This window comes from Streptomyces sp. NPDC039430, assembly GCF_055639435.1.
Genome location: NZ_JBVKAK010000016.1, coordinates 50,206 through 72,529, shown reverse-complemented (window position 1 = coordinate 72,529; position 22,324 = coordinate 50,206). Strand labels below are relative to the sequence as shown.

The window sequence follows — 22,324 nt, the reverse complement described above, 5'->3', positions numbered from 1 at the left end:
CTTCCCCGTCGCCCCCGTCTCGGGCACCTCCCACGTCGCCTCCGTCTCCCGCGTCTCCCACGTCGCTTTCGTCTCCCGCGCCGCCCCCGTCTCCCGCGTCTTCGGCTGTCGAAGGTGGCGGCGCTGCCCGCCCGCTGGATCGTGCCGGTGGCGGTCCTGGCCGGGGCGCTGGCGGGCGGTACGTACGGGATGCTCCGCACCCCGCAGTACTCGGCGACCAGCTACGTCGTCGTCGTACCGACGGAGAAGTCCGACCCGGCCGCCGCGCTGGGCTTCGCGACGGCCTACGGGCGAGTCGCCACTCAGGTCGCGCTGATCGGTGACGCGGCGGTCTGGGCCGGAGTGCCCGCGCGGACGCTCCAGGAGAGCGTGCAGACGGCCACCTCGCCGGACGCTCCGATGATCTCCGTGACGGCGACCTCGGACCGGCCCTCGGACGCGGTGAACATGGCGGACGGGGTGGCGCGGGCGCTGGTCGTCAACGGCTCCCAGCTGCAGGGAAGTACGAAGGTACGCGTGCTCCGGTTCTCCCGGGCCGTGGCGCCTTCCGGCCCGGTCACCCCCTCGGCGGGGCTCTCGGCCCTGGTCGGCGGCTGCGCGGGCGGGCTGCTCGGCGGGCTCGGTCTGCTGGTCAGACCGAAGCCGCGGCGCGGTGAGTTCCACGCGAACGTCCCCGGTCCGACGTCCGCCCCGCCGCAGTCCCAGGCGCAGCCCCTGCCGCAGCCGGAAACGGTGTGAGTCCGATGGCCGCCGAATCGAGCGCGCGCACCGCCGCGGCCCCCGCAGCTCCTCCGGTCACGCACCTCCGCGTCTTCGCCCGGCCCTCCGCCTCCGCCTCGCGTTCCTCCGGCCCGGTCTTCACCACCGAGATCTGCCGTGACGCCGACCGCTTCGCCGAACTCGCGTCGGCCTGGCACGAGTTGTACCGCTGTACGCGCACGGCCACACCGTTCCAGAGCCATGCCTGGCTGCACTCGTGGTGGCTGTCGTACGGGAACAGGCGCGGACTGCGCGTCGTGCTCGTACGCCGGGGCACGAAACTCGTCGCGGCCGCCCCCCTGATGCTGGTCCACCGCCCCCTCCCCGTTCTCGTCCAACTCGGCGGCTCCATCTCCGACTTCTCCGACGTCCTGCTCCACGACGACTGCACCGAGGCGGCGGCCGCGGCTCTGGCGAAGTCGCTCGCGCGGCTGGCCCGTACGGCGGTGATCGATCTGCGCGAAGTACGGCCCGGGGCCGCGGCGGAACGAATCTTCGCCCGCTGGACGGGCCCGCGCACCCAGCTCGACGACTCCCTCTGTCTCGAACTGCCCGGCGTTCCCATGGACGAACTGCTCGGCAGGCTCACCTCCTCGCGCGCCCAGCGCGCCCGCGCCAAACTGCGCAAGCTGGACGCGCTGGGCATCGAGGAACGGGTGGTGCCGAAGGACGAGATCCCGGCGGCGGTCGGACGGCTGCTGGAGCTGCACCGGCTCCAGTGGCAGGGCCGCGGGGTCACCCCGGAACACCTCAGCCCGCGCTTCGCGGACCATCTGATCCGGTCCGTACAGTCCATGACCGAGTACGGCGACGCGCGGCTGACCGAGTTCCGGCTGTCCGGCGCGGTGGTCGCGGCGGATCTCACCCTGATGTCCGGCCTGCTGGAGGGCGGCTATCTGTACGGGGCCGATCCGGTGCTGCGCGCCAGGAAGGTGGAGGTCGCCTCGATACTGCTGCGGAGCGGGGCGCGGCGGATCAGTACGAGTGGCCGCGCCACACTGAGCATGCTGCGCGGCGACGAGCCGTACAAGCACCACTGGCGCCCCGAGACCGTGCGCAACCGGCGCCTGCTGCTCGCCCGGCCGTATCTGGCGCCGTCCCTGCGGCTGCTGGTCAGCCTCGCGGCGGGCCGCGGCCGGGCCGCCGCGCTCGTCAAACGGCTGCGGGGCGGCGGCGCCGGGGGATGACCCCGGGCGCCGCCGCCCCGTGACGGGGGGCCGGTCAGCCGTCCTCGCGCCGTGACCAGTTGACGTGGACACAGATCTTGCCGCCCAGCCACTTCTCGACCCAGGGCCCGAGGTCCAGCGGCATACAGTTCCGCGGCGGCTCGGTGGGCGCGGGGGTCGGGGCCGGTGTGGGCACCGGGAGCGGTACGGGCTCCGGCTTGAACCCGTACAGCAGGGCCCGGAACATCTTCGACGACTTGGGATTCTGCCCGCACTGCCAGACACCGTGCGGGCAGTAGTCGGTCAGTGTGCTGTACACCGGCTTGTACGTGTCGATCCATTGGAGCATGCGGCGCATGTATTCCGGGTTGTCACCGTTGCGGAAGAGGCCCCACTCCGGATAAGAGATAACCTTTCCGTGTGCAGCGGCGAAATCCACATGCTCCTGGAGCCCAAAGGGCTCATTCACCTGTTCATCAAATGTCCGGCCCGGGGGCTGGTCATAAGAATCCATGCCCATGATGTCGACGACATCGTCACCCGGATAGCACTCGGTCCAGGGAATGGCGTCCCTTCCGCGGTTCGGAGCGAAATCGAACCGGAACTTCTGTCCGGGCACTGCACGCATGGTGGTGACGATGCGATTCCAGTATTTCTTCCACGACTCCGGGTCGGGCCCGCAGCGGTGGGTGTACGTGACCCCGTTCATTTCCCAGCCGAGCACGATCACCGTGTCCGGGACACCCAGGCCGACGAGCCGTTCCGCCAGGGCCTTGAAGTGGCCGTCGTAATCGCCCTGCGCGGCCCGGCGCAGCTCACGGCGGACGAGAACGTCCGGCACCCGCTCCTCATTGTGTTCGAGCATGGGGACATTGAGGACGAACAGCCGGTCGTCCTTCGCCTTTCGCCACGCGGCCCAGTCCTCAAGGAAGCCGGGCTTGCCCTCGATGTTGGACCACACGTCACCGGGAAGATAGGTGTGCCCCACCCGCAGCTCCCTGCCGCCCAGCCATCTCTGCATGCCCGCGATACGCCGGACGCCTTTCGGGCCGTAATCGAGATACGCGCCGAGCGCGGGTGAGGCCGCCCGCGGCGGTTTCGGTTTCTCGCGCCGCGCCGAATCCTCCGCCGCGGCCGGCTCGTCGGCTTCATGGGTGACGGGCAGCGCCGCGCCGGACGTGAGGAGGCCGGCCGCGACCATTCCCAGGCAGGTGGTCGTCAGCCGTCGTCGTCGAAGGGGCATGTCCGCTCCTCGTGAGTTGGACCTCTTTCCGTGGCCTCGATCCGTGGTCACGTTGATCACAAAGTATTTCTAATAAGCCGATCGGGAACCCGGCCTGGCGTTCCAGTAGTCCGTTCGTGAATTTCATCCCCCGCATGGGTTACCGAAATGAAGGACATCACCGTGCCGAGCTTTGACACCCGAGTCCCCGCCGTACTCATGAGGCTCGACCGCAACCCGTTCCACCACGGCACCCTTGGCGCCGTCAGATCCCTTGGCCGCGCGGGGATCGAGGTCCACGCGGTGATCGAGGCCGCCCGCAGCCCCGTGGGGCGCTCCCGCTATCTGCGCCGGGCGTATCTACGGCCCGACCACCCCACGGATCTGACGGAGCTTTCGGATCTGGCGGAGATTCAGCGGCTGCTGCTCGGTATCGCGGACCGGCTCGCCACCCCGCCCGTGCTCATCGCCATGGACGACCTGAGCGCGATCGCGGTCGGCCGGCTGCGGGAACGACTCGACGGCCGCTATCTGCTCCCTGATCAGCCGTCAGGGCTGCCGGAGCGCGTCGCGGACAAGGCGGAGCTGGTCGGGATCTGCGGCATGCTCGGCATCCCCCACCCGCGCACCGTCATCCCCTCGGGCGCCGAGGAGGCCGCGGCGGCGGCCTGGTCGCTCGGGCTGCCCGTGGTGGCGAAGTGGAGCAGGCCCTGGCTCCTGCCCGAGGGGACCGGACTGCGCTCCACCCTGGTCGTACGCTCCCCGCAGGAGGCCCGCGAGCTGTACGGGCGCAGCGCCGAGGCGGGCAGCCGGCTGCTCCTCCAGGAATTCCTGCCGCAGGGCCGTGACCTGGACTGGTTCTTCCACGGCTACAGCGGCGGTGGCGGCGACTGCCTGATCGGAGCCGCCGGACGGAAGGAACGGTCCTGGCCGGTGGGGGCCGGACTGACCGCGGTGGGCCGGTGGCTGCCCAACCCGGCGGTCGAGCGGATGGCCCGTCAGATGGTCTCGGCGCTCGGCTATCGCGGGATCCTCGATCTCGACTTCCGGCTCGACACCGCCACCGGCGCCTACCACCTGCTCGACTTCAACCCCCGGCCCGGCGCGCAGTTCCGGCTCTTCACGGACCGGTCGGGCACCGATGTCGTACGGGCGCTGCATCTGGACCTCACCGGCCGGGCCGTGCCCACGCAGGAGGCGGCGCACGGCAGGACCTTCGTGGTGGAGAACTACGCGCTGCTGTCCTTCCTCGCGTCCCTGCGGTCGTCCCTCCTCACGCCCTTCCGGTACTGGGGCGTGCGCCGGGCGGGACACGGCGTGCTGCGGCCCCGGTCCACGGAGGCCGCGTGGTTCGCGCTGGACGATCCGCTGCCCGCGTACGCCATGGCCGTCGCGTGGCTGCTGCATGTCGTACGCCGTGGCTGGCGCAGGCTCGGACGGGCGCTGCCGGGGCGCCGTACGGCCGGCTCCGAGCGGCCTCGTACGTCCCCCGTACGGCAGCGCGGACGGGGCAGGAACCGCGCCAATCCGCGCCCCCCTGTCTCCCACACGCCCTAGACGAGTGAGTCCAGCCCTGATGAACCGTCCGTCAACCACCCAAGCCCCACGTCAGAACGTCCGACACAGAGAAGCGGGACACACGATGTACGACCTGGTAGTTGTGGGCGCCGGCCCCTACGGACTCTCCATCGCCGCCCACGCGGCGGCGGCCGGACTCGATCTGCGGGTGTTCGGCAGACCCATGGCCTCGTGGCGGGACAATATGCCGCCCGGCATGTTCCTGAAGTCCGAACCGTGGGCGTCGAATCTCTCCGATCCGAAAGGCGCGTTCAGCCTGGCCGCCTACGCCGCGACCCAGGGGGTGGAGGTACGGCACGCCTCCCCGCTGCCCGTCGGCTTCTTCGCCTCGTACGGCCTGTGGTTCGCGGAGCGCGCGGCCCCGCCGGTCGACGAACGCACGATCACGTCCGTACGGGCCTGCCCCGGCGGCTTCCGGCTCGACACCGACGACGGGACCACCGTCCTCGCCCGTACGGTGGCGCTCGCGGTCGGCGTGATGCCCTTCACCGACATCCCCGCCCCGCTGCGCGGGCTCCCCTCCGACCAGGTGTCGCACAGCAGCCACCACGCCGATCTGACGCGCTTCGAGGGCCGGGACGTGACGGTCATCGGCGCCGGGCAGGCCGCCCTGGAGACGGCGGCGCTCCTCGCCGAACAGGGCACCGTCGTACGGGTGGTGGCCCGGTCGGACCGACTGAACTGGAACACCCTGCCGCCGCCCCGGCAGCGCCCCGCCCTGGAGGCGGCCCGCGCCCCGCACACCGGCCTGGGCTGCGGATGGAAGAACTACCTCTACGCGGAGACCCCCGGCATCTTCCGCAGACTGCCCGAGACGACCCGGGCCCGGGTCTTCACCTCGGCGCTCGGCCCCGCCGGCGCGTGGTGGCTGCGGGACCGCTTCGAGTCGGCGGTGGACGTCCGGCTGGGCGAGAGCGTGGCGGGCGCGGTCCGGGCGGACGGGCGCGTACGGCTGGAACTGGTCGCCACCACCGGCCGGGTCGAGACCGTGGACACGGACCATGTCATCGCCGCCACCGGATTCACCCCGGGGCTCGAACGGCTCGGCCTGGTCGACCGTGAGCTGCGGACCGGCATGCGGACGGTACGCCCGAGCAGCGCGCCCGAGGCGAGCGCGGTCTTCGAGAGTTCGTACCCGGGGCTGTTCGTGGCCGGACTGCTCAGCGCCCCGTCGTTCGGCCCCTCCATGCGGTTCGTGTACGGGGCGGCGTACACCGCCGAGCGGCTGGTGGCGGGGGTGCGGCGGCGGCTCGGATCACGGGGCGGATCGCTCGCCGCGGTCCGCCAGCGGCAGACCTCGTCGACGCCGGTGGGGGAGCCGAGACTGTCCTGACGGCGCCGCCCGGCCGGGGCGGCGCCGGACGCGGCGGGCTCCGCCGGCCGGGAGAATCCGTCGTGGTTCTCCCGGCCGGGCGGACGCGCCGTCAGACGCGCGAGGCGGCGGTGCCGCGGCGGTAGAGGATTCCGCCACCGAGCAGCAGACCGGCGCCGGCGGCTCCCATGGCGAGCATGTTCAGGTCACTGCCGGTGGAGGCCAGCTGAGCGATCTCGCCCGAGGCCGTGGTCAGGGACGACGAGGCGGGCAGGATCGCTTCGGAGGAACCCCGGGGGGCCGGGGTACGCGGGTGCGTGACGGGGCCGGCCGGGTCCACGGCGCGGTCGTCCGGCGGGGTGGCGGACTCGGGCGCCTCCGGAGAGCCGGGGGTGCCGGGGGTTCCGTGGGGCGCCTGCGGGGTGCCGTTCACACAGAGATTGCCGAAGGCCGGGTTGAGGACGCCGATCAGATCCGCGGAGTTGCCGCAGATGTTCAGCGGGATGTCGAGGACGGCCTCCAGGACGTTGCCCGTGAGCACGCCCGGTGAGCCGATGGCCCCGGCGGAGGCGTGCGTGGAGCTGGCGGCCTCGTCGTGATATCCGCCCGGGGACGCCTGGCCGGGCACGCCGTGGTGCGGCGCGTGGCTGTGGGGCGGGGCGGGCGGTGTGACGGCGTCGTCCGCCTCGGGAGCCGGCCGCGTGGCGTGTGCGGGGGGAGCCGCCTGCGCCGGGGGACCGGCGTGGGGCGCCGGATCCGAGTGGGGCGCGGGCTCCGAGTGGGGCGCGGGAGCCGCCTGAGGATCCGGCGCGGCGTGGTGCGCGGGAGCCGGATGCGTCGCGTGCTGCGGTCCGCTCGTCGAATTGACGCAGGCATTGCCGAAAACCGGGTTGAGTACCCCGATGGGATCCACCGTATTCCCGCAGACATTGACCGGGATCTCCACAGGCACCTGGATGTTGTTCCCGGACAGCACGCCCGGTGAACCGACGGCCGCCCCGTCGGCGCCCACCGCGTGGGCGTAACCGCTGCTCATGGAGAGGACGCTCGACGCCGCTGCGGCGGTGAGCAGTCCTTTACTGATGAGATCTCGCATCTGGTTCTCCTCCTGCCCGCCGGTTCGGCGAGCAGTGGTCGTTGGTTGAAATCGGTGCCAACTGAGGCCGGTCCCGGGGCGCAGGTCGTACGCGCCCCGGGACCGGCAGAGAACACCCCCGCGGGGTGCCCTTACAACGTCACTGCAACGTCACTTGTTGAGGCACTTGTTGCCGAACGCGGGGTTCAGCAGGCCGATGACGTCGATGCTGTTACCACACACGTTGACCGGAATGTTCACGGGAACCTGAATGACGTTTCCGGAGAGAACACCCGGCGAGTGGGCGGCGAAGCCCTCCGCCTCGGCGTCGGCCATGGCCGGGGCAGCGGAACCCATGGCCAGGAGCAGGCCTGCGACGACCGTTGCGGCCTTCTTGCACTTCATCTTGAGCCCTTTCCGCAGCGGCGAATACGTTCGCACGGCTTTCGTGGAACGCGAGCACGGCTTTTCCGGCTCATACGTCCGCTGCTGGAAGTCCAACGATTATGTGCTGTCGAAGAAACTGTCCAGGATTCGGGCAGCCGTTTGTTCACTCGGTTGCCACGATAATGTTTTCTTCTCCGTGCATCCCGGAATACATGCGCAATTTTGCGTAATTCCGCGCCCCGCGCCACGTCCTCGACGGGCCGTCGGAAACGCCGTACGGGCCGGCGGGGGCTCCATCGCCCCGGCCGGCCCGTACGTGGTGCGGGAGGTGCGGGATCAGCGGTTGCCCGTACCGTTCCCGGACAGGACCGGGATGTCGTCCAGGATGTGCGACAGCGGCTCGTCGCCCTTCGCCTGGGTGGAGTTCTCCGTGCACTGCTGGTTCTGCGGAGACGCCAGGACGTTGACGTCCTGGACCGTGACCGGCACGAGGAGGCCGATCAGCGAGCCGACGTTGGCCTTGACCGGCACACCGAGGCACAGGTCGTTCAGCGAACCCTGGATCAGCTCCGCCTGCGGGCTCAGGTCGCCCCTGGTGGACTGGTTGCCGAACGCTTCCTCGGCACCGTTTCCGCTCAGGGAGGTGGTCCCACCGTCGTTGGCGGTGGCGAACGCCGAGGGCGCCGCCGCGGCCGTGACACCGACCACCGAGACGGCGACGGCCGCGCCGGCCATAATCTTCTTGATCACGATGTGTTTCCTTTTCTCAAAGAATGCATGCGGAGCGACCTGCACAACCGGCCACCAGCTGTTTAGTTCCGCTGCTTCACTCGATCGGCTTGCCGGTGTGTGCGGCATTGTCCTGCGGTGTCGCCAGGGTTGGCGGGCCTGTTGATCCCCGGTAATACGCCGTTGGAGTGAAGGGCCGGAACCAAACCCGGGGTCTGGAGTTGCACCAGTAGCCCCGGGGACTTTGGGGCTTCCTTCAGAAGGGGACTCATCGTGATCAAGAAGGTCATGGCCGGTCTGGCCGTCACCACCTCCGTGGTCGGCGTTTCCGCCGCCGCCGCGCCCACCGCGCTCGCCGTCGGCAATGACGGCGGCACCACGTCCGCCAGCGGGAACTTCGCCACGCAGGCGTACGGAAACATGGCGACCCACGGCAACATGAGCCCGCAGATCGCCCTCATCCAGGGCTCGCTGAACAAGCCCTGTATCGCACTTCCCGCCAAGGCGAACGTCGGTTCCCTGCTGGGCGTCGTGCCGATCTCGGTCCAGGACATCAATGTCCTGTCCTCTCCGCAGAACCAGCAGTGTGTGGAGAACTCGACGCAGGCGAAGGGCGACGAGGCGCTGTCGCACATCCTGGACAACATTCCGATCCTGTCCGGGAACGGCACGGGCAACCGCTGAGAAATCGGCCGGGCCGCCGGGCCGGGCCACCGCTGAATTCCGCGGTGGACCGGCCTTTTTCTCTGAATAATGCATTACGCCATTCGGGGGAACCGCCGCAACTAATCCATCCGTGAGCGAGTTGAGCAAGTCGGACTCCACCGGTGGAGTCCGACTTTCCGGAAAGGCATTTACATGAAGAAGCTGTGGGCAACCGCCGCTGTGGCCGCGTCGATCGTCGGAGCCACGGCCGCCGCCGCGTCGCCGGCGCTCGCCATCGCCGATGACGGCGGCACCACCTCGCTCAGCGGCAACGGTGCGAAGCAGGCCTTCGGCAACCAGTCGACCAGGGGCGACATGAGCCCGCAGCTGGGCCTGGTCCAGGGCTCGCTGAACAAGCCCTGTGTCGGTCTGCCGCTCAAGGCGAACGTCGGCTCCCTCATCGGCCTCGTGCCGGTCACGGTCCAGGACATCAACGTTCTGTCCTCTCCGCAGAACCAGCAGTGTGTCGAGAACTCGACCCAGGCGAAGGGCGACGAGCCGCTGTCGCACATCCTGGACGACATCCCGGTCCTGTCCGGGAACGGTGTCGGCAACCGCTGATCCCACCCGAAGGCCCGGCCCGGCGCACTGCGCGGGGCCGGGCCTTCGGCATGTCCGGGCCCCGTGGCCGACGGGTGCGGAAAAACTCGCGGAACGGTGTCAACCGGATCACCGCCCCCATGCGTATATGTCTTGAGACCTGATCACGTCCTGGGAGCCGCATGACCGTCGAGGAGTTTGAGGAGTTCTACGCTCACTCCGTTCAGCAGCTGGTGGGACAGGTGTACCTGATGACCGGAGACCTTCACGAGGCTCAGGACGTGGTGCAGGAGGCTTTCGTACGTGCCTGGGGCCGCCGGGCGAAACTGGACAGGGACGCGGGGCCCGAGGCGTGGATCCGTACCGTCGCGTTCCGGCTGGCGGTCAGCCGGTGGCGAAGGCGCGGCCGGGCGCTGGAGGCCTGGCGGCGGTACAGCGGAAGCGAACCGCATACCGAGGCCGCGCCCGAGCCGGGCACGGTCGCCCTCGTCTCCGCGCTCCAGCGGCTGTCGGCGCGCCAGCGTCTGGTGGCCGTTCTGTACTACGTGTGCGACCTGACGGTGGAGCAGGTGGCGGCAGAGGCCGGGGTCTCGACCGGAACCGTCAAGACGCATCTGTCCCGGGCCAGGGCCGCGCTCGCGGCCGGGCTCGACGACTCACCCGCCTCCGAGGAGGAGCACGGTGCCTGAGTTTCATCGAAGAGGCGGAGAGGATCCCCTGGAGGATCGCCTGCCCGCCGCACTCAAACAGGCCGCGGACCGGAGCGGGCGGCGGGTGTCGCCGCTGCCCGTCGAGGAGATCGAGGCACGCGGGACCCGGCGGCGGCGTACGACGCTGGCCCTCGCCGCCGGGTGCGCGGTGTGCGTGCTGAGCGGAGCGAGCGCGGTCGCCGCGCTGAACCTCACCTCCGAGCAGCCGCCCGCCCGCCCTGTCCCCTCGGTCACCCCGTCGCAGCCCGTGTCGCCGTCCGGTCCACCGCCGTCGCGCACCCCGTTCGCCACGCCGTCCACCAGCGCCGCGTACCCGCCCGCGCCTCCGGGCGCGGGGTCGGGGTCGCCCAGCGGCGCGCCGACGTTCACGCCGCCGCCCTTCGGCCGGGGGACCGGCCCCGGGCCTTCGGCCTCGATGCCGCCCGGCTCCGGCGCGAGCACCTCCCGGCCGCCGGCCGACTAGACCAGCGGTCCTGTCCGGTCCGCCGGCGCGTATCCACAGAGAGATCTCACACCCATGCACGGAGCCAGCCTCGCCCTGCCCGAAAACGGCATACCGAGCCCGCCGCCCACCCCTTCTACGTCCTCTTCCCCGCCCCCTGGCGCGCCGCCCGCCCTGCCGCTTCCCGAGCCTGCCGGGGCCCCGGCGCGCTCTGTCCGGGTCCGCGATCCGTACCTCGTGGCCGTGGTCCTGTTCTGCGCGTACGCCGCCCTGTCCATATGCAGGTACCGGCAACTGCGGACGATGTCCTGGGACCTGGGCATCTTCGAGCAGGCGATACGGGCGTACGCGCAGCTGCGGGCCCCCGTCGCCGACCTCAAGGGGCCCGGCGTCAACATCCTCGGCGACCACTTCAGCCCCATCACCGCGCTGCTCGCCCCGGCGTACCGGCTGTTTCCCACGCCCGTCACGCTGCTGGTCGCCCAGGCCGCGCTGTTCGCGCTCTCCGCCATCCCCGTCACGCGCGTCGCGGCGCGTCTGCTGGGCCGGTGGCCGGGCCTGGCGATCGGTGTGGCGTACGGCCTGTCGTGGGGGGTGCAGCGGGCGGTCGAGTTCGACTTCCACGAGATCGCCTTCGCGGTCCCGCTGATCGCCTTCTCCCTCGAAGCGCTGCTCACGGGCCGCCGGCGGGCCGCGCTGTACTGGGCGTTGCCGCTGGTGCTGGTGAAGGAGGACCTGGGGCTGACCGCCGCCGCGATCGCGCTGGTCGTGGCCTGGCGCGCGCGGCACGCGGCACCGCGGTTCGTGCGCGAGGCGCTGGTGGTGGCGGCGTTGGCGGTGGTCGCCGCCGTGCTCACGTTCACGGTCGTCATACCGGCCTTCAACTCGGGCGGCACATACGACTACTGGGGCAAGGCCGACGGCGGGAACGGCCCGCTGGACGGCTTCGACACCAAGTTCCGTACCCTCGTCTGGCTCCTGCTGCCGACCACCGGGCTCCTCGCACCGCGCTCCCCGCTGATACTGATCGCCCTGCCCACGCTCGGCTGGCGCTTCCTGTCGTCGGACGACCACTACTGGGGCACGGGCTGGCACTACAGCGCCGTGCTGATGCCCGTCGTGGCGCTCGCGCTGGTCGACGCCGCCCACCGGATCCGGCGCGACGCGCGCCCCTGGCTGCGCGCGTACGCGCGCCATCTCCCGGCGGCGGTCGCGGGCGCGGCGCTCGCCCTGACGACGTCGCTGCCGCTGTCGGCCCTGACCGAGGCGGACACCTACCGTGTCCGGCCCGAGGTGCGAGCGGCGCAGCGGCTGCTGGACCGTATCCCCGACGGCGCGACGGTCGAGGCCAACGTGGGGCCGGTCAGCGTGCTCACCTCGCGCTGCCGGGTCTTCTGGGTGGGCGATACGCGAGGCATCACACCGGACTACATCGCGCTGAACAACACGAGCCGGTGGGTCTCCGACCCCTTGAGGTACGCGAAGCGGCTGCATCCACGGGCCACTTATACGGTCGTGGGCGAGGTGGGCGGCTATCTGGTGCTGGAACGGGCGGCCAATCCGCGGACATAGCGCGGGCGTCTGAGCGGTCCGGCTCGCTCATGCGTTCAACTCCCCTTTGTTCCATATGGGTTGTCGCGGAGAATTCCCCATGCGGAGTAGTGAGGAAAGGTCACTTCGGGTGTAGAAACGAGGAATTGCACACGAAGAGGCGAGGACTCGCAGCTATGGCTAGGGATTCACTCTCGATCGACGAGATCGACAAGCCGGCGACGTCGGCCGTGGTCCGGGATTATGTGCGATGGGACCCTGACTGGGTGCCGCCGGATTTTCCCGAGCCCACGCGCGAGTTGGTGGAGCGCGTCGCCGTCGGACTGCGGGGGCTGGCCGAATGACCGTACGCGGGGTCGAGGGCGCTGATCTGGTGCCGGGGTCCGGGCTCCGGTGGCCCAAGTGCGAGTGCGGACAGTCGATTTGCCCCGACAGCAAGGGGTCGGGCGCGGCGCGTGGCGGCGCCGGTTCGGGGGCGCTCTCCGCGCGTGTGGCGGAGCGGAACAAATGGAGCGGTCGCGGCGGGGTGTGAGCGGCGTGAACGCCCGGGGAATTCACCTCGCCCGGGATTACCGGCCCCGTTACGGGAGGACGCGGAATGGCCATGACCGGGCCCGGGGGCGTCCGGGCCGGGCGGGTAGTGTGTCGGAATGCTCACTGTGACCTCCGTGAATGTGAATGGACTGCGCGCCGCCGCGAAGAAGGGTTTCGTGGAGTGGCTGGCCGGCACCTCCGCCGATGTGATCTGCCTCCAGGAGGTACGCGCCGAGCCCCAGCAGCTCCCCGAGGAGGTCCGCGCCCCGGAGGGCTGGCACGCCCTGCACGCGCCCGCCGCCGCGAAGGGGCGCGCGGGTGTCTCGCTGTACGCGCGACGGGAGCCGGAGGGCACGCGGATCGGCTTCGGCAGCACGGAGTTCGACGCGAGCGGGCGGTACGCGGAGATCGACCTGCCGGGCGTCACGGTCGCCAGCCTCTATCTGCCCTCGGGCGAGGTGGGCACGGAGCGCCAGGACGAGAAGATCCGGTTCATGGACGAGTTCCTCCCGTATCTGGAGCGGCTGAAGAAGCGCGCGGCGGCGGACGGGCGCGAGGTGCTGGTGTGCGGCGACTGGAACATCGCCCACCAGGAGGCCGACCTCAAGAACTGGCGGGCCAACCGCAAGTCCTCGGGCTTCCTCCCCGAGGAACGCGCCTGGCTGACCCGCGTCTTCGAGGTGACGGACGCGGACTACGTGGATGTCGTGCGCGCCCAGCACCCGGACCGGGAGGGCCCGTACTCGTGGTGGTCGTACCGCGGCCGCGCCTTCGACAACGACACGGGCTGGCGCATCGACTACCACGTGGCGACGCGGGGCCTGGCCGCGCGGGCGGTCAAGGCGTACGTCGAGAAGGCCGCGAGCCATGAGGAGCGGTGGAGCGATCACGCGCCGGTGACGGTCACCTACGACCTCGGCTGACGCCCTTCCGCGCGACGGCGCCGCAGCGGGACGGTTCTCAACCGGCCGCGGGGCGGGGCGGACTGGGGGGCGCCGTGGCTTCCGGGTCCGTACGCAGATGGCGGTCCAGGGCCAGGGAGAATTCCGCCTCCACCACGCTCTTCGCCAGCGGGCGGAGCTTCTCCGCGTCCGTCGTGGTGGCGGTGTGGGCGCGCAGGACCGCGGCGAAGAGTCCGGCCAGGGCGTCCGCGTGGACGCGGACGCGGCGAGCCGCGTCGAGGACCGCCGCCAGGGGGACGCCCTCGCGGACCAGGGCCGCCGACACATCCAGCAGGCGGCGGCTGATGTGGACTATCTCGTCGCCGTCCGTGGCCAGATAGCCGAGATCGAGGGCGGCCCGCAGATTCTCCGGGGTGACCTCCCCCTCGAAGTAGTCGGCGAGTTCCTCGGGCGAGAGCCGGACCGGGGTCTCCTCGGTGGGCTCGCCGAGGCCGAGCACCTCGCCCACGTCCCGGCCGCTCTCGAAGGCGGTGGCGAGGTGGGCGATCCCGGTCAGGGTGTGGCCGCGCTCCAGCAGGGCCGCGATCGTACGGAGCCGGGCCAGGTGGTGGTCGTCGTACCAGGCGATCCGGCCTTCCCGGCGCGGCGGCCGGATCAGGCCGCGCTCGCGGTAGAAGCGCACGGTACGCACGGTGATGCCCGCCTCGCGGGCCAGCTCCTCCATGCGGTACTCGCGGGGTTCCGGGCCTTCTGCCATGCCCGCCAGCTTATGGCGTGCCGGGTCGGGTTGGAAAAGTCCCGCCGGGCGCGCGACGCCCGGCACGCCCGTCCCGTGGCGTCCCTCCCGTACCGCTCCGTCATGCCCCTCCCGTACCTCACGTACCGCCCGTAACCCCCGCTCGCCCCGGCGGCGACTTTCCCGTTCCCACCCCCTACCCATCAGTACGACACTGCTCTACTCTCCAAATCGTGCCAGTGATTACTGGCGCGGTTGTGCGGGTGTCGTCCGGTGTCAGGAGGCGGTATGGGCCAGCACGAACACGACCACGAACATGACCACGAGCCCGAGCACGTCCATGTGGCGGTGGTCGGGTCGGGGTTCGGGGGGCTCGGGGCGGCCATCCGGCTGCGCCGGGAGGGGATGACCGACTTCGTCGTGCTGGAGCGCGCCGACTCGGTCGGCGGGACCTGGCGGGACAACAGTTATCCGGGATGCGCCTGCGACGTACCCTCACATCTCTACTCGTTCTCGTTCGCGCCCAACCCCGACTGGCCGCGCACCTTCTCCGGGCAGCGGCACATCAGGGCGTATCTGGAACATGTCGCGGACACCTTCGGGCTCCGGCCGCATCTGCGGCTGAACCACGAGGTACGGCTGATGCGCTGGGACAACGACGCACTGCACTGGGAGATCGAGACCTCGCGCGGAACGCTCACCGCCGATGTCATCGTCTCCGCGACCGGGCCGCTCTCCGATCCGAAGATCCCGGAGATACCCGGGCTCGCCGGGTTCCCGGGGAAGGTCTTCCACTCGGCCCGCTGGGATCACGGCTACGACCTGCGCGGCAAGCGCGTCGCCATGATCGGTACGGGCGCCTCCGCCATACAGATCGTGCCCGCGATCCAGCCCGAGGTGGGCAGACTGACGCTGTTCCAGCGGACACCGCCCTGGGTGATGCCGCGCGTCGACCGGGCGATATCCGGGGCCGAGCGCAGGCTGCACCGGGCGCTGCCGTTCACCGGGACCCTGCGGCGCCGGCTCCTGTGGGGCATAAGGGAGTTGCAGGTCCAGGCCTTCACCAAGCGGCCGGAGGAACTCGGGCTCGTCGAGTCCCTCGCCAAGGCCAATATGGCGCGGGCGATCAAGGACCCGGTGCTGCGCGCCCGGCTGACGCCCTCGTACCGCATCGGGTGCAAGCGCATCCTGCTCTCCAGCACCTACTATCCGGCGCTCGCGCGGCCCAATGTGGACCTGGTGACCTCGGGGCTGGCCGAGGTGCGCGGCTCCACGCTGGTCGCGGCGGACGGTACGGAGACCGAGGCCGACGCGATCGTCTTCGGGACCGGCTTCCATGTGACGGACATGCCGATCGCCGATCGGGTGGTGGGCGCCGACGGGATCACGCTCGCGGAGGCGTGGAAGGACGGGATGCGGTCGCTGCGCGGCGCGACCGCGGCGGGCTTCCCCAACTGGATGACGATCATCGGCCCCAACACCGGTCTCGGGAACTCCTCGATGATCCTGATGATCGAGTCCCAGCTGAACTACATGGCCGACTATCTGCGGCAGTTGGACGGGCTCGGGGGCCGCGGGGGCGGCCCGAGGGGCGTCGGCGGGAGCGGGCGCGTGGCGCTCGGGCCGCGGCCCGCCGCCGTACGCGCCTGGAACCACCGGGTGCAGGAGCGCATGAAGCGGACCGTGTGGAACACCGGCGGCTGCACCAGCTGGTACCTGGACGAGCAGGGCCGCAACACCACCGTCTGGCCGGGTACGACGGCGGAGTTCCGCCGGGCCACCCGTGAGGTCGATCTCGCGGAGTACGAGGTGATCCGCGCCGCGGCCGCGCCCGTACGCGTGCCGCGGCAGGCGGAGAAGCCGGCCGCGGAGACGCGGGTGTCCGAGGGGCGGGCGTCCGGGAGGCCCGCCGGGGCGCGGTCCGGAGCGCGGTCCGGGACACCGGTTGCGAAGGAGACCGTCCGGTGAGGCAGCCGCACAGAGAGCGTGAACTGACCGCCGTCTCCGCCGACGGCACCCGTGTCCATGCCGAGATCCACGGCGACGACGGCCGGCCCGCCGTCGTTCTCGTCCACGGCTGGACCTGCTCGGTCCGGTTCTGGGCCGCGCAACTCGCGGACCTGGCCGCCGACCACCGGGTGATCGTCTACGACCAGCGCGGCCACGGCCGTACGCCGGCGCCGGCCGGTCACTCCGCGGGCTACTCCACGGACGCCCTCGCCGACGATCTGGAGGCCGTCCTCGCGGCCACGCTGGAGCCGGGGGAGCGAGCCGTGCTCGCCGGACACTCCATGGGCGGGATGACGCTGATGGCGGCCGCCCGGCGGCCCGTCTTCCGGGAGCACGCGGCCGCCGTACTGCTGTGCAGCACGGGCAGTTCGCGGCTGATCCCGGAGGCGCTCGTCGTACCCATGCGGCCCGGCAGGACCCGTACCTGGATCAGCCGGCACATCCTCGGCGCGCGTGCCCCGCTGGGGCCGGTCACACCGCTGTCGAAGCGGATCCTGCGCTACGGGACGATGGGCCCCGGCGCCGCGCCTGACCGGGTCGCGGAGTGCGCCCGGATCGTGCACGCGTGTCCGCGCCCCGTGCGGGTGGCCTGGTCGCATGTCCTCGGCGCGCTCGATCTCGACGCGGAGGTAAGGGAGTTGAGGGTGCCGGCCGTCGTCATCGTGGGGCGCGACGACCGGCTGACCCCACCGGTGCAGGCGCGGGCGCTGGCCGCCGCGCTGCCCGGCCGCGCCGGGCTCACCGAACTCACCGGGGTGGGACATATGACGCCCGTGGAGGCCCCGGAGGCCGTCACCGGCGCGATCCGGTCCCTGACCGGTACGTATCTCGACACGTATCCCGACACCGACAGCGCCGGGAGCGCGAAGAGCGCCATGGGTGCGAAGGAGGACGTGGCATGAGCGGGGCAGGGGCAGGGGCAGGGGCAGGAGCAGGAGCACGGGCGGGCCGGCGGGGTTTCCGCGATCTTGACGGTCAGGTCGCCGTCGTCACGGGCGCGGCGCGCGGCGTCGGTGAACTGCTGGCGCGCAAGCTCTCGGCGCGCGGCGCGAAGGTCGCCCTCGTCGGTCTGGAGGAGGACGGGCTGAAGCGGGTCGCCGCCCGGCTGCACGCCGACCGCGAACACTGGTACGCGGATGTCACCGACGACACCGCGATGGCGCGCGTCGCCCAGGAGGTCAAAGCGCGCTTCGGCAAGGTCGACATCGTCGTCGCCAACGCGGGTGTGGCGGCGGGCGGTCCCTTCGCGGACTCGGACCCGGACGCGTGGCGGCGGGTCATCGAGGTCAATCTGATCGGAGGCGCGGTGACGGCGCGGGCGTTCCTGCCCGTCCTGCGGGAAAGCCGCGGCTACTTCCTCCAGATAGCGTCGCTGGCCGCGATCACGCCGGCGCCGATGATGACCGCGTACTGCGCGTCCAAGTCCGGGGCCGAGGCCTTCGCGCACAGTCTGCGCTCCGAGGTCGCCCACCAGGGGGTCAGGGTCGGCGTCGGCTATCTGTCCTGGACGGACACCGACATGGTGCGCGGCGCGGACCGGGACGAGGTGATGCGGGAGCTGCGGCAGCGGCTGCCGTGGCCCTCGAACCGTACCTATCCGCTCGGCCCCGCCGTGGACCGGCTCGTCGCCGGGATCGAGCGGCGCTCGGCGCATGTGTACGCGCAGTGGTGGCTGCGCGGGATGCAGTCCGTACGCGGATATCTGCCGGCCGTCATCGCGGCGGCCGGGCAACGCGAGATGCGCCGCCTCGGACCACGTCTGGCGGGCGTGCGAAAGGGGCTGGTCGGGGCGGGCGGGGCGGCCGACGAAAAGGAACGCACACAGCGTTACTGATCGAAATGCGCGGAATGTCGGGCCATGTAAGTCTGGTCGAGGCCCCACTCGGGTCCCCCCAAGCTCCCCACACCCCTTCAGGAGTGACATTCCATGGCTATTGCCGATCAGTTCAGGGACAAGGCCGAAGAGCTCGCCGCCCAGCAGGCGAAGTCGCGGCAGGGCGACAAGAAGGACGACCGGACGCAGCAGCCCGGCCGCCCCGGCCAGCCCGACCGCGGTGCGCAGCCCGGTTCGCCGGTCAGGGACCGCAACCAGGGGCAGCACAACGCGCAGCACGATGCCCAGCAGAACGACGCCCAGCACAACAACGCGCACAACAACGCGCAGCACGACGCCCAGCACGACGCCCAGCACAACAACGCGCAGCAGAACGCGCAGAGCAGGGCGCAGAGCGCGCGCGATGAACTGGATGACCGCTTTGACGCCTGAGTGAATGGCTTGATGATCGCGAGGCGCACCCGGTTCCGCCGGGTGCGCCTTCTTTGTGTGCGCCCTCTTTGTGTGCGCGTGCGCGTGTGTGCGTGCACGCAGGTGTGCTGGTGCGCTTCTTACGCGCGGGGCGGGAGGGGCGGGCGGCGCAGGTCCGGGACCGCTCCGTACCCCGGCGGTGTCGAGGCCGGATGACCGGCCAGCAGGTCCAGCGCCACCCAGACAGCGTCGTCGAGCTGGGCGTGCCGGCCCTCCGCCCAGTCGAGCGGGGTGCGCAGTGCCTCGATGTCCGGCTCCACGCCGTGGTTCTCGATGGACCAGCCGTACGCGTCGAACCAGGCGGCGTTCATGGGCACCGTGATGACCGTGCCGTCGCCGAGCCGGTGCCGTCCCGTCATACCGACCACCCCGCCCCAGGTGCGCTGGCCGACCACGGGGCCGAGGTTCAGCAGCCGGAAGGCCGCGGTGATCATGTCGCCGTCGGACGAGGTCGCCTCGTCGGCGAGCGCGACGACCGGGCCGCGCGGCGCGTTCGACGCGTACGAGACGGGCTGGGCGTCGCGCGTCAGATCCCAGCCGATGATCCGGCGGGTCAGCTTCTCGACGACCAGCTCGCTGATGTGACCGCCCGCGTTGCCCCGTACGTCCACGATCAGCGCGGGGCGCGAGACCTCAAGCCGCAGATCCCGGTTGAACTGGGCCCAGCCGGAGCCGCCCATGTCGGGGATGTGCAGATAGCCGCATCTGCCGCCGCTGATCTCCCGTACGGCCTCCCGGCGTTTGGCGACCCAGTCCTGGTAGCGCAGCGGGCGTTCGTCGATGAGCGGGACCACCGCGACGCGACGGGACGGACGGTCGCGTTCCGCGGGCCGGAAGGTCAGCTCGACGGTCGTGCCGCCGGCGGCGGACAGCAGGGGATAGGGACCGGCCACCGGATCGACCGGCCGGCCGTCCACATGGGTCAGGACCGCGCCCTCGCGGATGCCCGTACCGGCCAGCGGTGAGCGCGCCTTGGAGTCGGAGGAGTCGCCGGGCAGGATCCGCTTGATCATCCACTCGCCGTCCCGGCAGACCAGATTGGCGCCGAGCAGACCGATGGGACGCTGGTAGTGGGGCGGGCCCTCGTTGCGGCGGGCCGGGGTGACATACGCGTGCGAGGTGCCCAGTTCGCCGAGGACCTCGCGCAGCAGATCCGCGAACTCGTCGGGGGAGCAGACCCGTTCGACCAGCGGACGGTACTGGTCGAGCACCCCGTCCCAGTCGATGCCGCACATGTCCGGCTCCCAGAAATAGGCGCGGATGACGCGCCCCGCCTCGTCGAACGCCTGGCGCCACTCCGCCCCTGGGTCGACGTCGTGCAGGATCCTGCGCATGTCGAGATAGACGGTCGAATCGCCGTCGCCGGGCTCGGTGGCGGGTACGGCGCGCAGCTCGCCGTCGTCCACGACGACCAGCCGGGAGCCGTCGCCGCTCGGCACGAACCAGTCCAGATGGCCGACGAGTTCGCTCTTGCGCGCCTTCGTGATGTCGAAGTGTTCGAGGGTGGGGCGGCCCGACATGTCGGCGGGGTTGGCGAAGGTCTCGCCGAGCGCGCCGGAGATCGGCCAGCGCAGCCAGACCAGACCGCCGCCGCTGACCGGATACAGCGCGGAGTACTTGGACGCGGTGACGGGGAACGGCGTGACGCGGTCGGCCAGCCCCTCGACCTCGACGGTGACCGTGCCGTCGCCCGACTCGCCGATGGACGGGTCGAGTCCGCCTGCCGCGGGGCGGCCCTCCGGCGACAGCGCGAAGGGCGACGGGGTCGCGGAGGAGAGCGGTACGAGATAGGGGCGGCAGCCCAGCGGGAAGGAGAGGTCGCCGGTGTGCACGTCGTACACCGGGTCGAAGCCGCGCCAGGAAAGGAACGCGAGATAGCGGCCGTCGCTGGTGAAGACCGGATTCTCGTCCTCGAAGCGGCCGTTGGTGACGTCGACGACCGTACGGGCGAAGCTGCCGGTGATCTTGGCCAGCTTGATCTGGCGGAGGGAGCGGCCGATGCCGGGGTGGGACCAGGTCAGCCAGTCGCCGTCGGGGGAGAAGGCGAGGTCGGTGACGGCGCCGTTGATGGAGCGGATGAGCTCGGTGACGGGGTCCGGGGCCGGGGCGGGCGCGGGGGCTGCCGTTGTCGTGGCGTCGGCGGTGGACTCCGTGGCGTCCGTGGTGTCCGTGGCCGGTCCGGTGTCCGATGCGGGTTCGGGGGCCGAATCCGACGCGGGCTCCGGCTCCGGCTCTCCAGGCTCCGGCTCTTCAGGCTCCGGCTCCGGTTCGGGTTCCGCCGTGTCTATCAGCAGCAGTCTGCCGTCGTGCGAGGCGATCGCGATCCGCTCCCCGTCCGGGGCCGCCACCATCTCCCGTACGCGGCCCAGTCGTCCGGACGCCAGCCGCCGGGGCTGCCGCTCACCGCTCGCCCTGGGCAGATACGCGATCTCGATCGCGTCCTCGCCCTCCGCGTCGGTGACATACGCGACCTGGCCGCTGTCGCCGAGCATCACGGGGAACCGGACCCGGACGCCGGGGGTGTCCGCGATCGTGCGGGCCGGGCCGTCGCGGTGGGTGAGCCAGTACAGGCTGCCGCGTACGGAGACGGCGCTCGCCCGTCCCGTCATGTCCACGGAGATCCCGGCGACATGGCTGCTGGCGGGGACCTGGTAGCCGCGCCGCCCCGCGCGCTGGCCGCCCAGCCGTACGTCCAGCTTGCGCGGCACCGAGTCGGGCGTCAGGGCGTCGACCAGCCAGAGGTCCCCCGCGCACTGGTAGACGACCCGGCGCCCGTCGGACGAGGCGTGGCGGGCGTAGAAGGCGTCGTGGTCGGTGTGCCGGCGCAGATCGGTACCGTCGGGACGGCAGGAGTAGAGGTTGCCGACGCCCTCGTGGTCGGAGAGGAACGCGATCCGGCCGTCGACGAACATCGGGCAGTCGAGATGGCCCCCGAGATCCGCGAGCAGCCGTTCGCCGTGCAGCCAGAGCCGGCCCATCGCGCCGCCGCGGTACCGCTTCCAGGCGGCGGGCTCGTGCGGCGGCTTCCCGGTGAGCAGGAGCGTACGGTGCGCGCCGTCCTGGTCCGCGACCGCGATGTCGTTGACCGGGCCCCAGGGCAGCGCGCCGCCGGGGGAGCCGTCGAGGGGAAGGCTGTAGGCCCAGGCGAAGTACGAGAACGGCTGGCCGTGCGAGGAGACCGCGAGGATCTGGGACTCGCCGTTCCTGTCGGGGGGCGTCCAGCCGCAGACGCGGGTGTCGGTGGCGCCCCAGTAGGTGAGCCGGCGGGCGGGCCCGCCGGCGACCGGGACGAGATGGATCTCCGGGTCGAGGCTGCGCCAGGTCGTATAGGCGATATGGCGGCCGTCGGGGGAGAAGCGGGGGTGGCCGACCCGCGTGCGGTCGACGGTGACCCGCCAGGCGCGGGCGGGGCTGTGCCCGGCCGGGACGAGGGGGGCGACCCAGAGGTCGTCCTCGGCGGCGAAGCACAGGGAATCGTCGTGAAGGTGCGGGAAGCGGAGATACGCGACGTCGTCACTCACCCACCTAATGCTGCACTTTCCCTACGCGTGGCGCCTCCCGGCGGGGGTCTGCGGGGCGCGTGGTGCGGGTGCGGCGGATGGTGCCGGTGGCCGACGCCAGGAACGTGGCGTAGCCCACAAGCGAAACGGTTTCGTTTCGT

21 protein-coding genes are annotated in these 22,324 nt (G+C 71.3%); 15 read left to right on the top strand and 6 right to left on the bottom strand.

All coding sequences use genetic code 11. From position 1 onward, the window contains the following. Window positions 1-114 precede the first annotated feature (114 nt). Window positions 115-738, top strand: a complete 624-nt coding sequence (locus tag ACZ7LS_RS30090; protein ID WP_382522098.1) for a YveK family protein — start codon at window positions 115-117, stop codon at window positions 736-738. A 5-nt stretch (window positions 739-743) separates the two neighbouring features. Further along, window positions 744-1,946: a GNAT family N-acetyltransferase gene (locus ACZ7LS_RS30085; RefSeq protein ID WP_385341614.1), complete on the top strand. Its 1,203-nt coding sequence runs from the start codon at window positions 744-746 to the stop codon at window positions 1,944-1,946. Between the two features lie 34 nt (window positions 1,947-1,980). On the opposite strand, the gene ACZ7LS_RS30080 is transcribed toward ACZ7LS_RS30085, so the two are convergent. Continuing rightward, window positions 1,981-3,168 (bottom strand): glycoside hydrolase family 26 protein, encoded by a 1,188-nt coding sequence (locus ACZ7LS_RS30080; protein WP_382522092.1) that lies wholly within the window; start codon window positions 3,166-3,168, stop codon window positions 1,981-1,983. Window positions 3,169-3,330: 162 nt separating this feature from the next. On the opposite strand from ACZ7LS_RS30080, the gene ACZ7LS_RS30075 reads away from it, so the two are divergent. Together ACZ7LS_RS30075 and ACZ7LS_RS30070 are read left to right on the top strand one after the other, a co-directional pair. Next, on the top strand, window positions 3,331-4,704 hold the full coding sequence (locus ACZ7LS_RS30075; protein ID WP_382522089.1) for a carboxylate--amine ligase: 1,374 nt from the start codon (window positions 3,331-3,333) through the stop codon (window positions 4,702-4,704). An 85-nt stretch (window positions 4,705-4,789) separates the two neighbouring features. Beyond that, window positions 4,790-6,058, top strand: coding sequence for an FAD-dependent oxidoreductase (locus ACZ7LS_RS30070; protein ID WP_382522086.1), 1,269 nt, complete (start codon window positions 4,790-4,792; stop codon window positions 6,056-6,058). A 91-nt stretch (window positions 6,059-6,149) separates the two neighbouring features. Here the strand turns inward: ACZ7LS_RS30070 and ACZ7LS_RS30065 are convergent, their stop codons facing one another. The 3 genes from ACZ7LS_RS30065 to ACZ7LS_RS30055 all read right to left on the bottom strand — a co-directional run bounded on the left by ACZ7LS_RS30065 (window position 6,150) and on the right by ACZ7LS_RS30055 (window position 8,246). Continuing rightward, a complete protein-coding gene (locus ACZ7LS_RS30065) occupies window positions 6,150-7,133 on the bottom strand; it encodes a chaplin (protein ID WP_385131567.1) in 984 nt (327 codons plus the stop codon). Window positions 7,134-7,283: 150 nt separating this feature from the next. Beyond that, the gene (locus ACZ7LS_RS30060) at window positions 7,284-7,517 is read right to left on the bottom strand and encodes a chaplin (protein ID WP_382522269.1); all 234 of its coding nucleotides are present in this window, start codon (window positions 7,515-7,517) and stop codon (window positions 7,284-7,286) included. Window positions 7,518-7,835: 318 nt separating this feature from the next. Next, window positions 7,836-8,246, bottom strand: coding sequence for a rodlin (locus tag ACZ7LS_RS30055; protein WP_382522266.1), 411 nt, complete (start codon window positions 8,244-8,246; stop codon window positions 7,836-7,838). Window positions 8,247-8,501: 255 nt separating this feature from the next. On the opposite strand from ACZ7LS_RS30055, the gene ACZ7LS_RS30050 reads away from it, so the two are divergent. The 7 genes from ACZ7LS_RS30050 to ACZ7LS_RS30020 all read left to right on the top strand — a co-directional run bounded on the left by ACZ7LS_RS30050 (window position 8,502) and on the right by ACZ7LS_RS30020 (window position 13,633). Next, window positions 8,502-8,912, top strand: coding sequence for a rodlin (locus tag ACZ7LS_RS30050; protein ID WP_356512537.1), 411 nt, complete (start codon window positions 8,502-8,504; stop codon window positions 8,910-8,912). 174 nt (window positions 8,913-9,086) lie between these two features. Then, window positions 9,087-9,494 (top strand): rodlin, encoded by a 408-nt coding sequence (locus tag ACZ7LS_RS30045; protein WP_382522079.1) that lies wholly within the window; start codon window positions 9,087-9,089, stop codon window positions 9,492-9,494. Between the two features lie 161 nt (window positions 9,495-9,655). Then, the gene (locus ACZ7LS_RS30040; protein WP_382522077.1) at window positions 9,656-10,162 is read left to right on the top strand and encodes a SigE family RNA polymerase sigma factor; all 507 of its coding nucleotides are present in this window, start codon (window positions 9,656-9,658) and stop codon (window positions 10,160-10,162) included. Next, complete coding sequence (locus tag ACZ7LS_RS30035; RefSeq protein ID WP_385131561.1) at window positions 10,155-10,646, top strand: hypothetical protein; 492 nt, start codon at window positions 10,155-10,157, stop codon at window positions 10,644-10,646. The genes ACZ7LS_RS30040 and ACZ7LS_RS30035 overlap by 8 nt, the downstream gene beginning before the upstream one ends. A 54-nt stretch (window positions 10,647-10,700) precedes the next feature. Further along, window positions 10,701-12,197, top strand: coding sequence for a DUF2079 domain-containing protein (locus tag ACZ7LS_RS30030; protein ID WP_385131558.1), 1,497 nt, complete (start codon window positions 10,701-10,703; stop codon window positions 12,195-12,197). A 155-nt stretch (window positions 12,198-12,352) separates the two neighbouring features. Beyond that, window positions 12,353-12,520: a hypothetical protein gene (locus ACZ7LS_RS30025; RefSeq protein ID WP_382522068.1), complete on the top strand. Its 168-nt coding sequence runs from the start codon at window positions 12,353-12,355 to the stop codon at window positions 12,518-12,520. 306 nt (window positions 12,521-12,826) lie between these two features. Then, window positions 12,827-13,633, top strand: coding sequence for an exodeoxyribonuclease III (locus ACZ7LS_RS30020; RefSeq protein WP_385131555.1), 807 nt, complete (start codon window positions 12,827-12,829; stop codon window positions 13,631-13,633). A 37-nt stretch (window positions 13,634-13,670) separates the two neighbouring features. On the opposite strand, the gene ACZ7LS_RS30015 is transcribed toward ACZ7LS_RS30020, so the two are convergent. Then, a complete protein-coding gene (locus ACZ7LS_RS30015; RefSeq protein WP_382522062.1) occupies window positions 13,671-14,369 on the bottom strand; it encodes a MerR family transcriptional regulator in 699 nt (232 codons plus the stop codon). 267 nt (window positions 14,370-14,636) lie between these two features. Here ACZ7LS_RS30015 and ACZ7LS_RS30010 point away from each other — a divergent pair, with 267 nt between their 5' ends. The 4 genes from ACZ7LS_RS30010 (at window position 14,637) to ACZ7LS_RS29995 (ending at window position 18,624) form a co-directional block, all read left to right on the top strand. Continuing rightward, entirely contained in the window at window positions 14,637-16,316 is a 1,680-nt protein-coding gene (locus ACZ7LS_RS30010; RefSeq protein WP_385131552.1) for a flavin-containing monooxygenase, read from the top strand. Further along, a complete protein-coding gene (locus ACZ7LS_RS30005; protein ID WP_382671591.1) occupies window positions 16,313-17,260 on the top strand; it encodes an alpha/beta fold hydrolase in 948 nt (315 codons plus the stop codon). The genes ACZ7LS_RS30010 and ACZ7LS_RS30005 overlap by 4 nt, the downstream gene beginning before the upstream one ends. After that, window positions 17,257-18,192, top strand: a complete 936-nt coding sequence (locus tag ACZ7LS_RS30000) for an SDR family oxidoreductase (protein WP_382872127.1) — start codon at window positions 17,257-17,259, stop codon at window positions 18,190-18,192. Before ACZ7LS_RS30005 ends, ACZ7LS_RS30000 begins: the two co-directional genes overlap by 4 nt. A 93-nt stretch (window positions 18,193-18,285) precedes the next feature. Further along, window positions 18,286-18,624 carry a hypothetical protein gene (locus ACZ7LS_RS29995; protein WP_382522051.1) on the top strand — a complete coding sequence of 113 codons (339 nt, stop codon included), beginning with the start codon at window positions 18,286-18,288 and terminating at the stop codon, window positions 18,622-18,624. Between the two features lie 119 nt (window positions 18,625-18,743). Here ACZ7LS_RS29995 and ACZ7LS_RS29990 read toward each other — a convergent pair whose 3' ends face one another. Next, entirely contained in the window at window positions 18,744-22,184 is a 3,441-nt protein-coding gene (locus ACZ7LS_RS29990; protein WP_385131548.1) for a S41 family peptidase, read from the bottom strand. Window positions 22,185-22,324: the final 140 nt, after the last annotated feature.

What these genes read in the sequence shown, in the direction of transcription:
- ACZ7LS_RS30060 (WP_382522269.1), bottom strand. Translation starts at nt 7,517, where the DNA reads ATGAAGTGCAAGAAGGCCGCAACGGTCGTCGCAGGCCTGCTCCTGGCC.
- ACZ7LS_RS30040 (WP_382522077.1), top strand. Translation starts at nt 9,656, where the DNA reads ATGACCGTCGAGGAGTTTGAGGAGTTCTACGCTCACTCCGTTCAGCAG.
- ACZ7LS_RS30010 (WP_385131552.1), top strand. Translation starts at nt 14,637, where the DNA reads ATGGGCCAGCACGAACACGACCACGAACATGACCACGAGCCCGAGCAC.
- ACZ7LS_RS30080 (WP_382522092.1), bottom strand. Translation starts at nt 3,168, where the DNA reads ATGCCCCTTCGACGACGACGGCTGACGACCACCTGCCTGGGAATGGTC.
- ACZ7LS_RS30045 (WP_382522079.1), top strand. Translation starts at nt 9,087, where the DNA reads ATGAAGAAGCTGTGGGCAACCGCCGCTGTGGCCGCGTCGATCGTCGGA.
- ACZ7LS_RS30085 (WP_385341614.1), top strand. Translation starts at nt 744, where the DNA reads ATGGCCGCCGAATCGAGCGCGCGCACCGCCGCGGCCCCCGCAGCTCCT.
- ACZ7LS_RS30065 (WP_385131567.1), bottom strand. Translation starts at nt 7,133, where the DNA reads ATGCGAGATCTCATCAGTAAAGGACTGCTCACCGCCGCAGCGGCGTCG.
- ACZ7LS_RS30025 (WP_382522068.1), top strand. Translation starts at nt 12,353, where the DNA reads ATGGCTAGGGATTCACTCTCGATCGACGAGATCGACAAGCCGGCGACG.
- ACZ7LS_RS30015 (WP_382522062.1), bottom strand. Translation starts at nt 14,369, where the DNA reads ATGGCAGAAGGCCCGGAACCCCGCGAGTACCGCATGGAGGAGCTGGCC.
- ACZ7LS_RS29995 (WP_382522051.1), top strand. Translation starts at nt 18,286, where the DNA reads ATGGCTATTGCCGATCAGTTCAGGGACAAGGCCGAAGAGCTCGCCGCC.
- ACZ7LS_RS30030 (WP_385131558.1), top strand. Translation starts at nt 10,701, where the DNA reads ATGCACGGAGCCAGCCTCGCCCTGCCCGAAAACGGCATACCGAGCCCG.
- ACZ7LS_RS30000 (WP_382872127.1), top strand. Translation starts at nt 17,257, where the DNA reads ATGAGCGGGGCAGGGGCAGGGGCAGGGGCAGGAGCAGGAGCACGGGCG.
- ACZ7LS_RS30020 (WP_385131555.1), top strand. Translation starts at nt 12,827, where the DNA reads ATGCTCACTGTGACCTCCGTGAATGTGAATGGACTGCGCGCCGCCGCG.
- ACZ7LS_RS30070 (WP_382522086.1), top strand. Translation starts at nt 4,790, where the DNA reads ATGTACGACCTGGTAGTTGTGGGCGCCGGCCCCTACGGACTCTCCATC.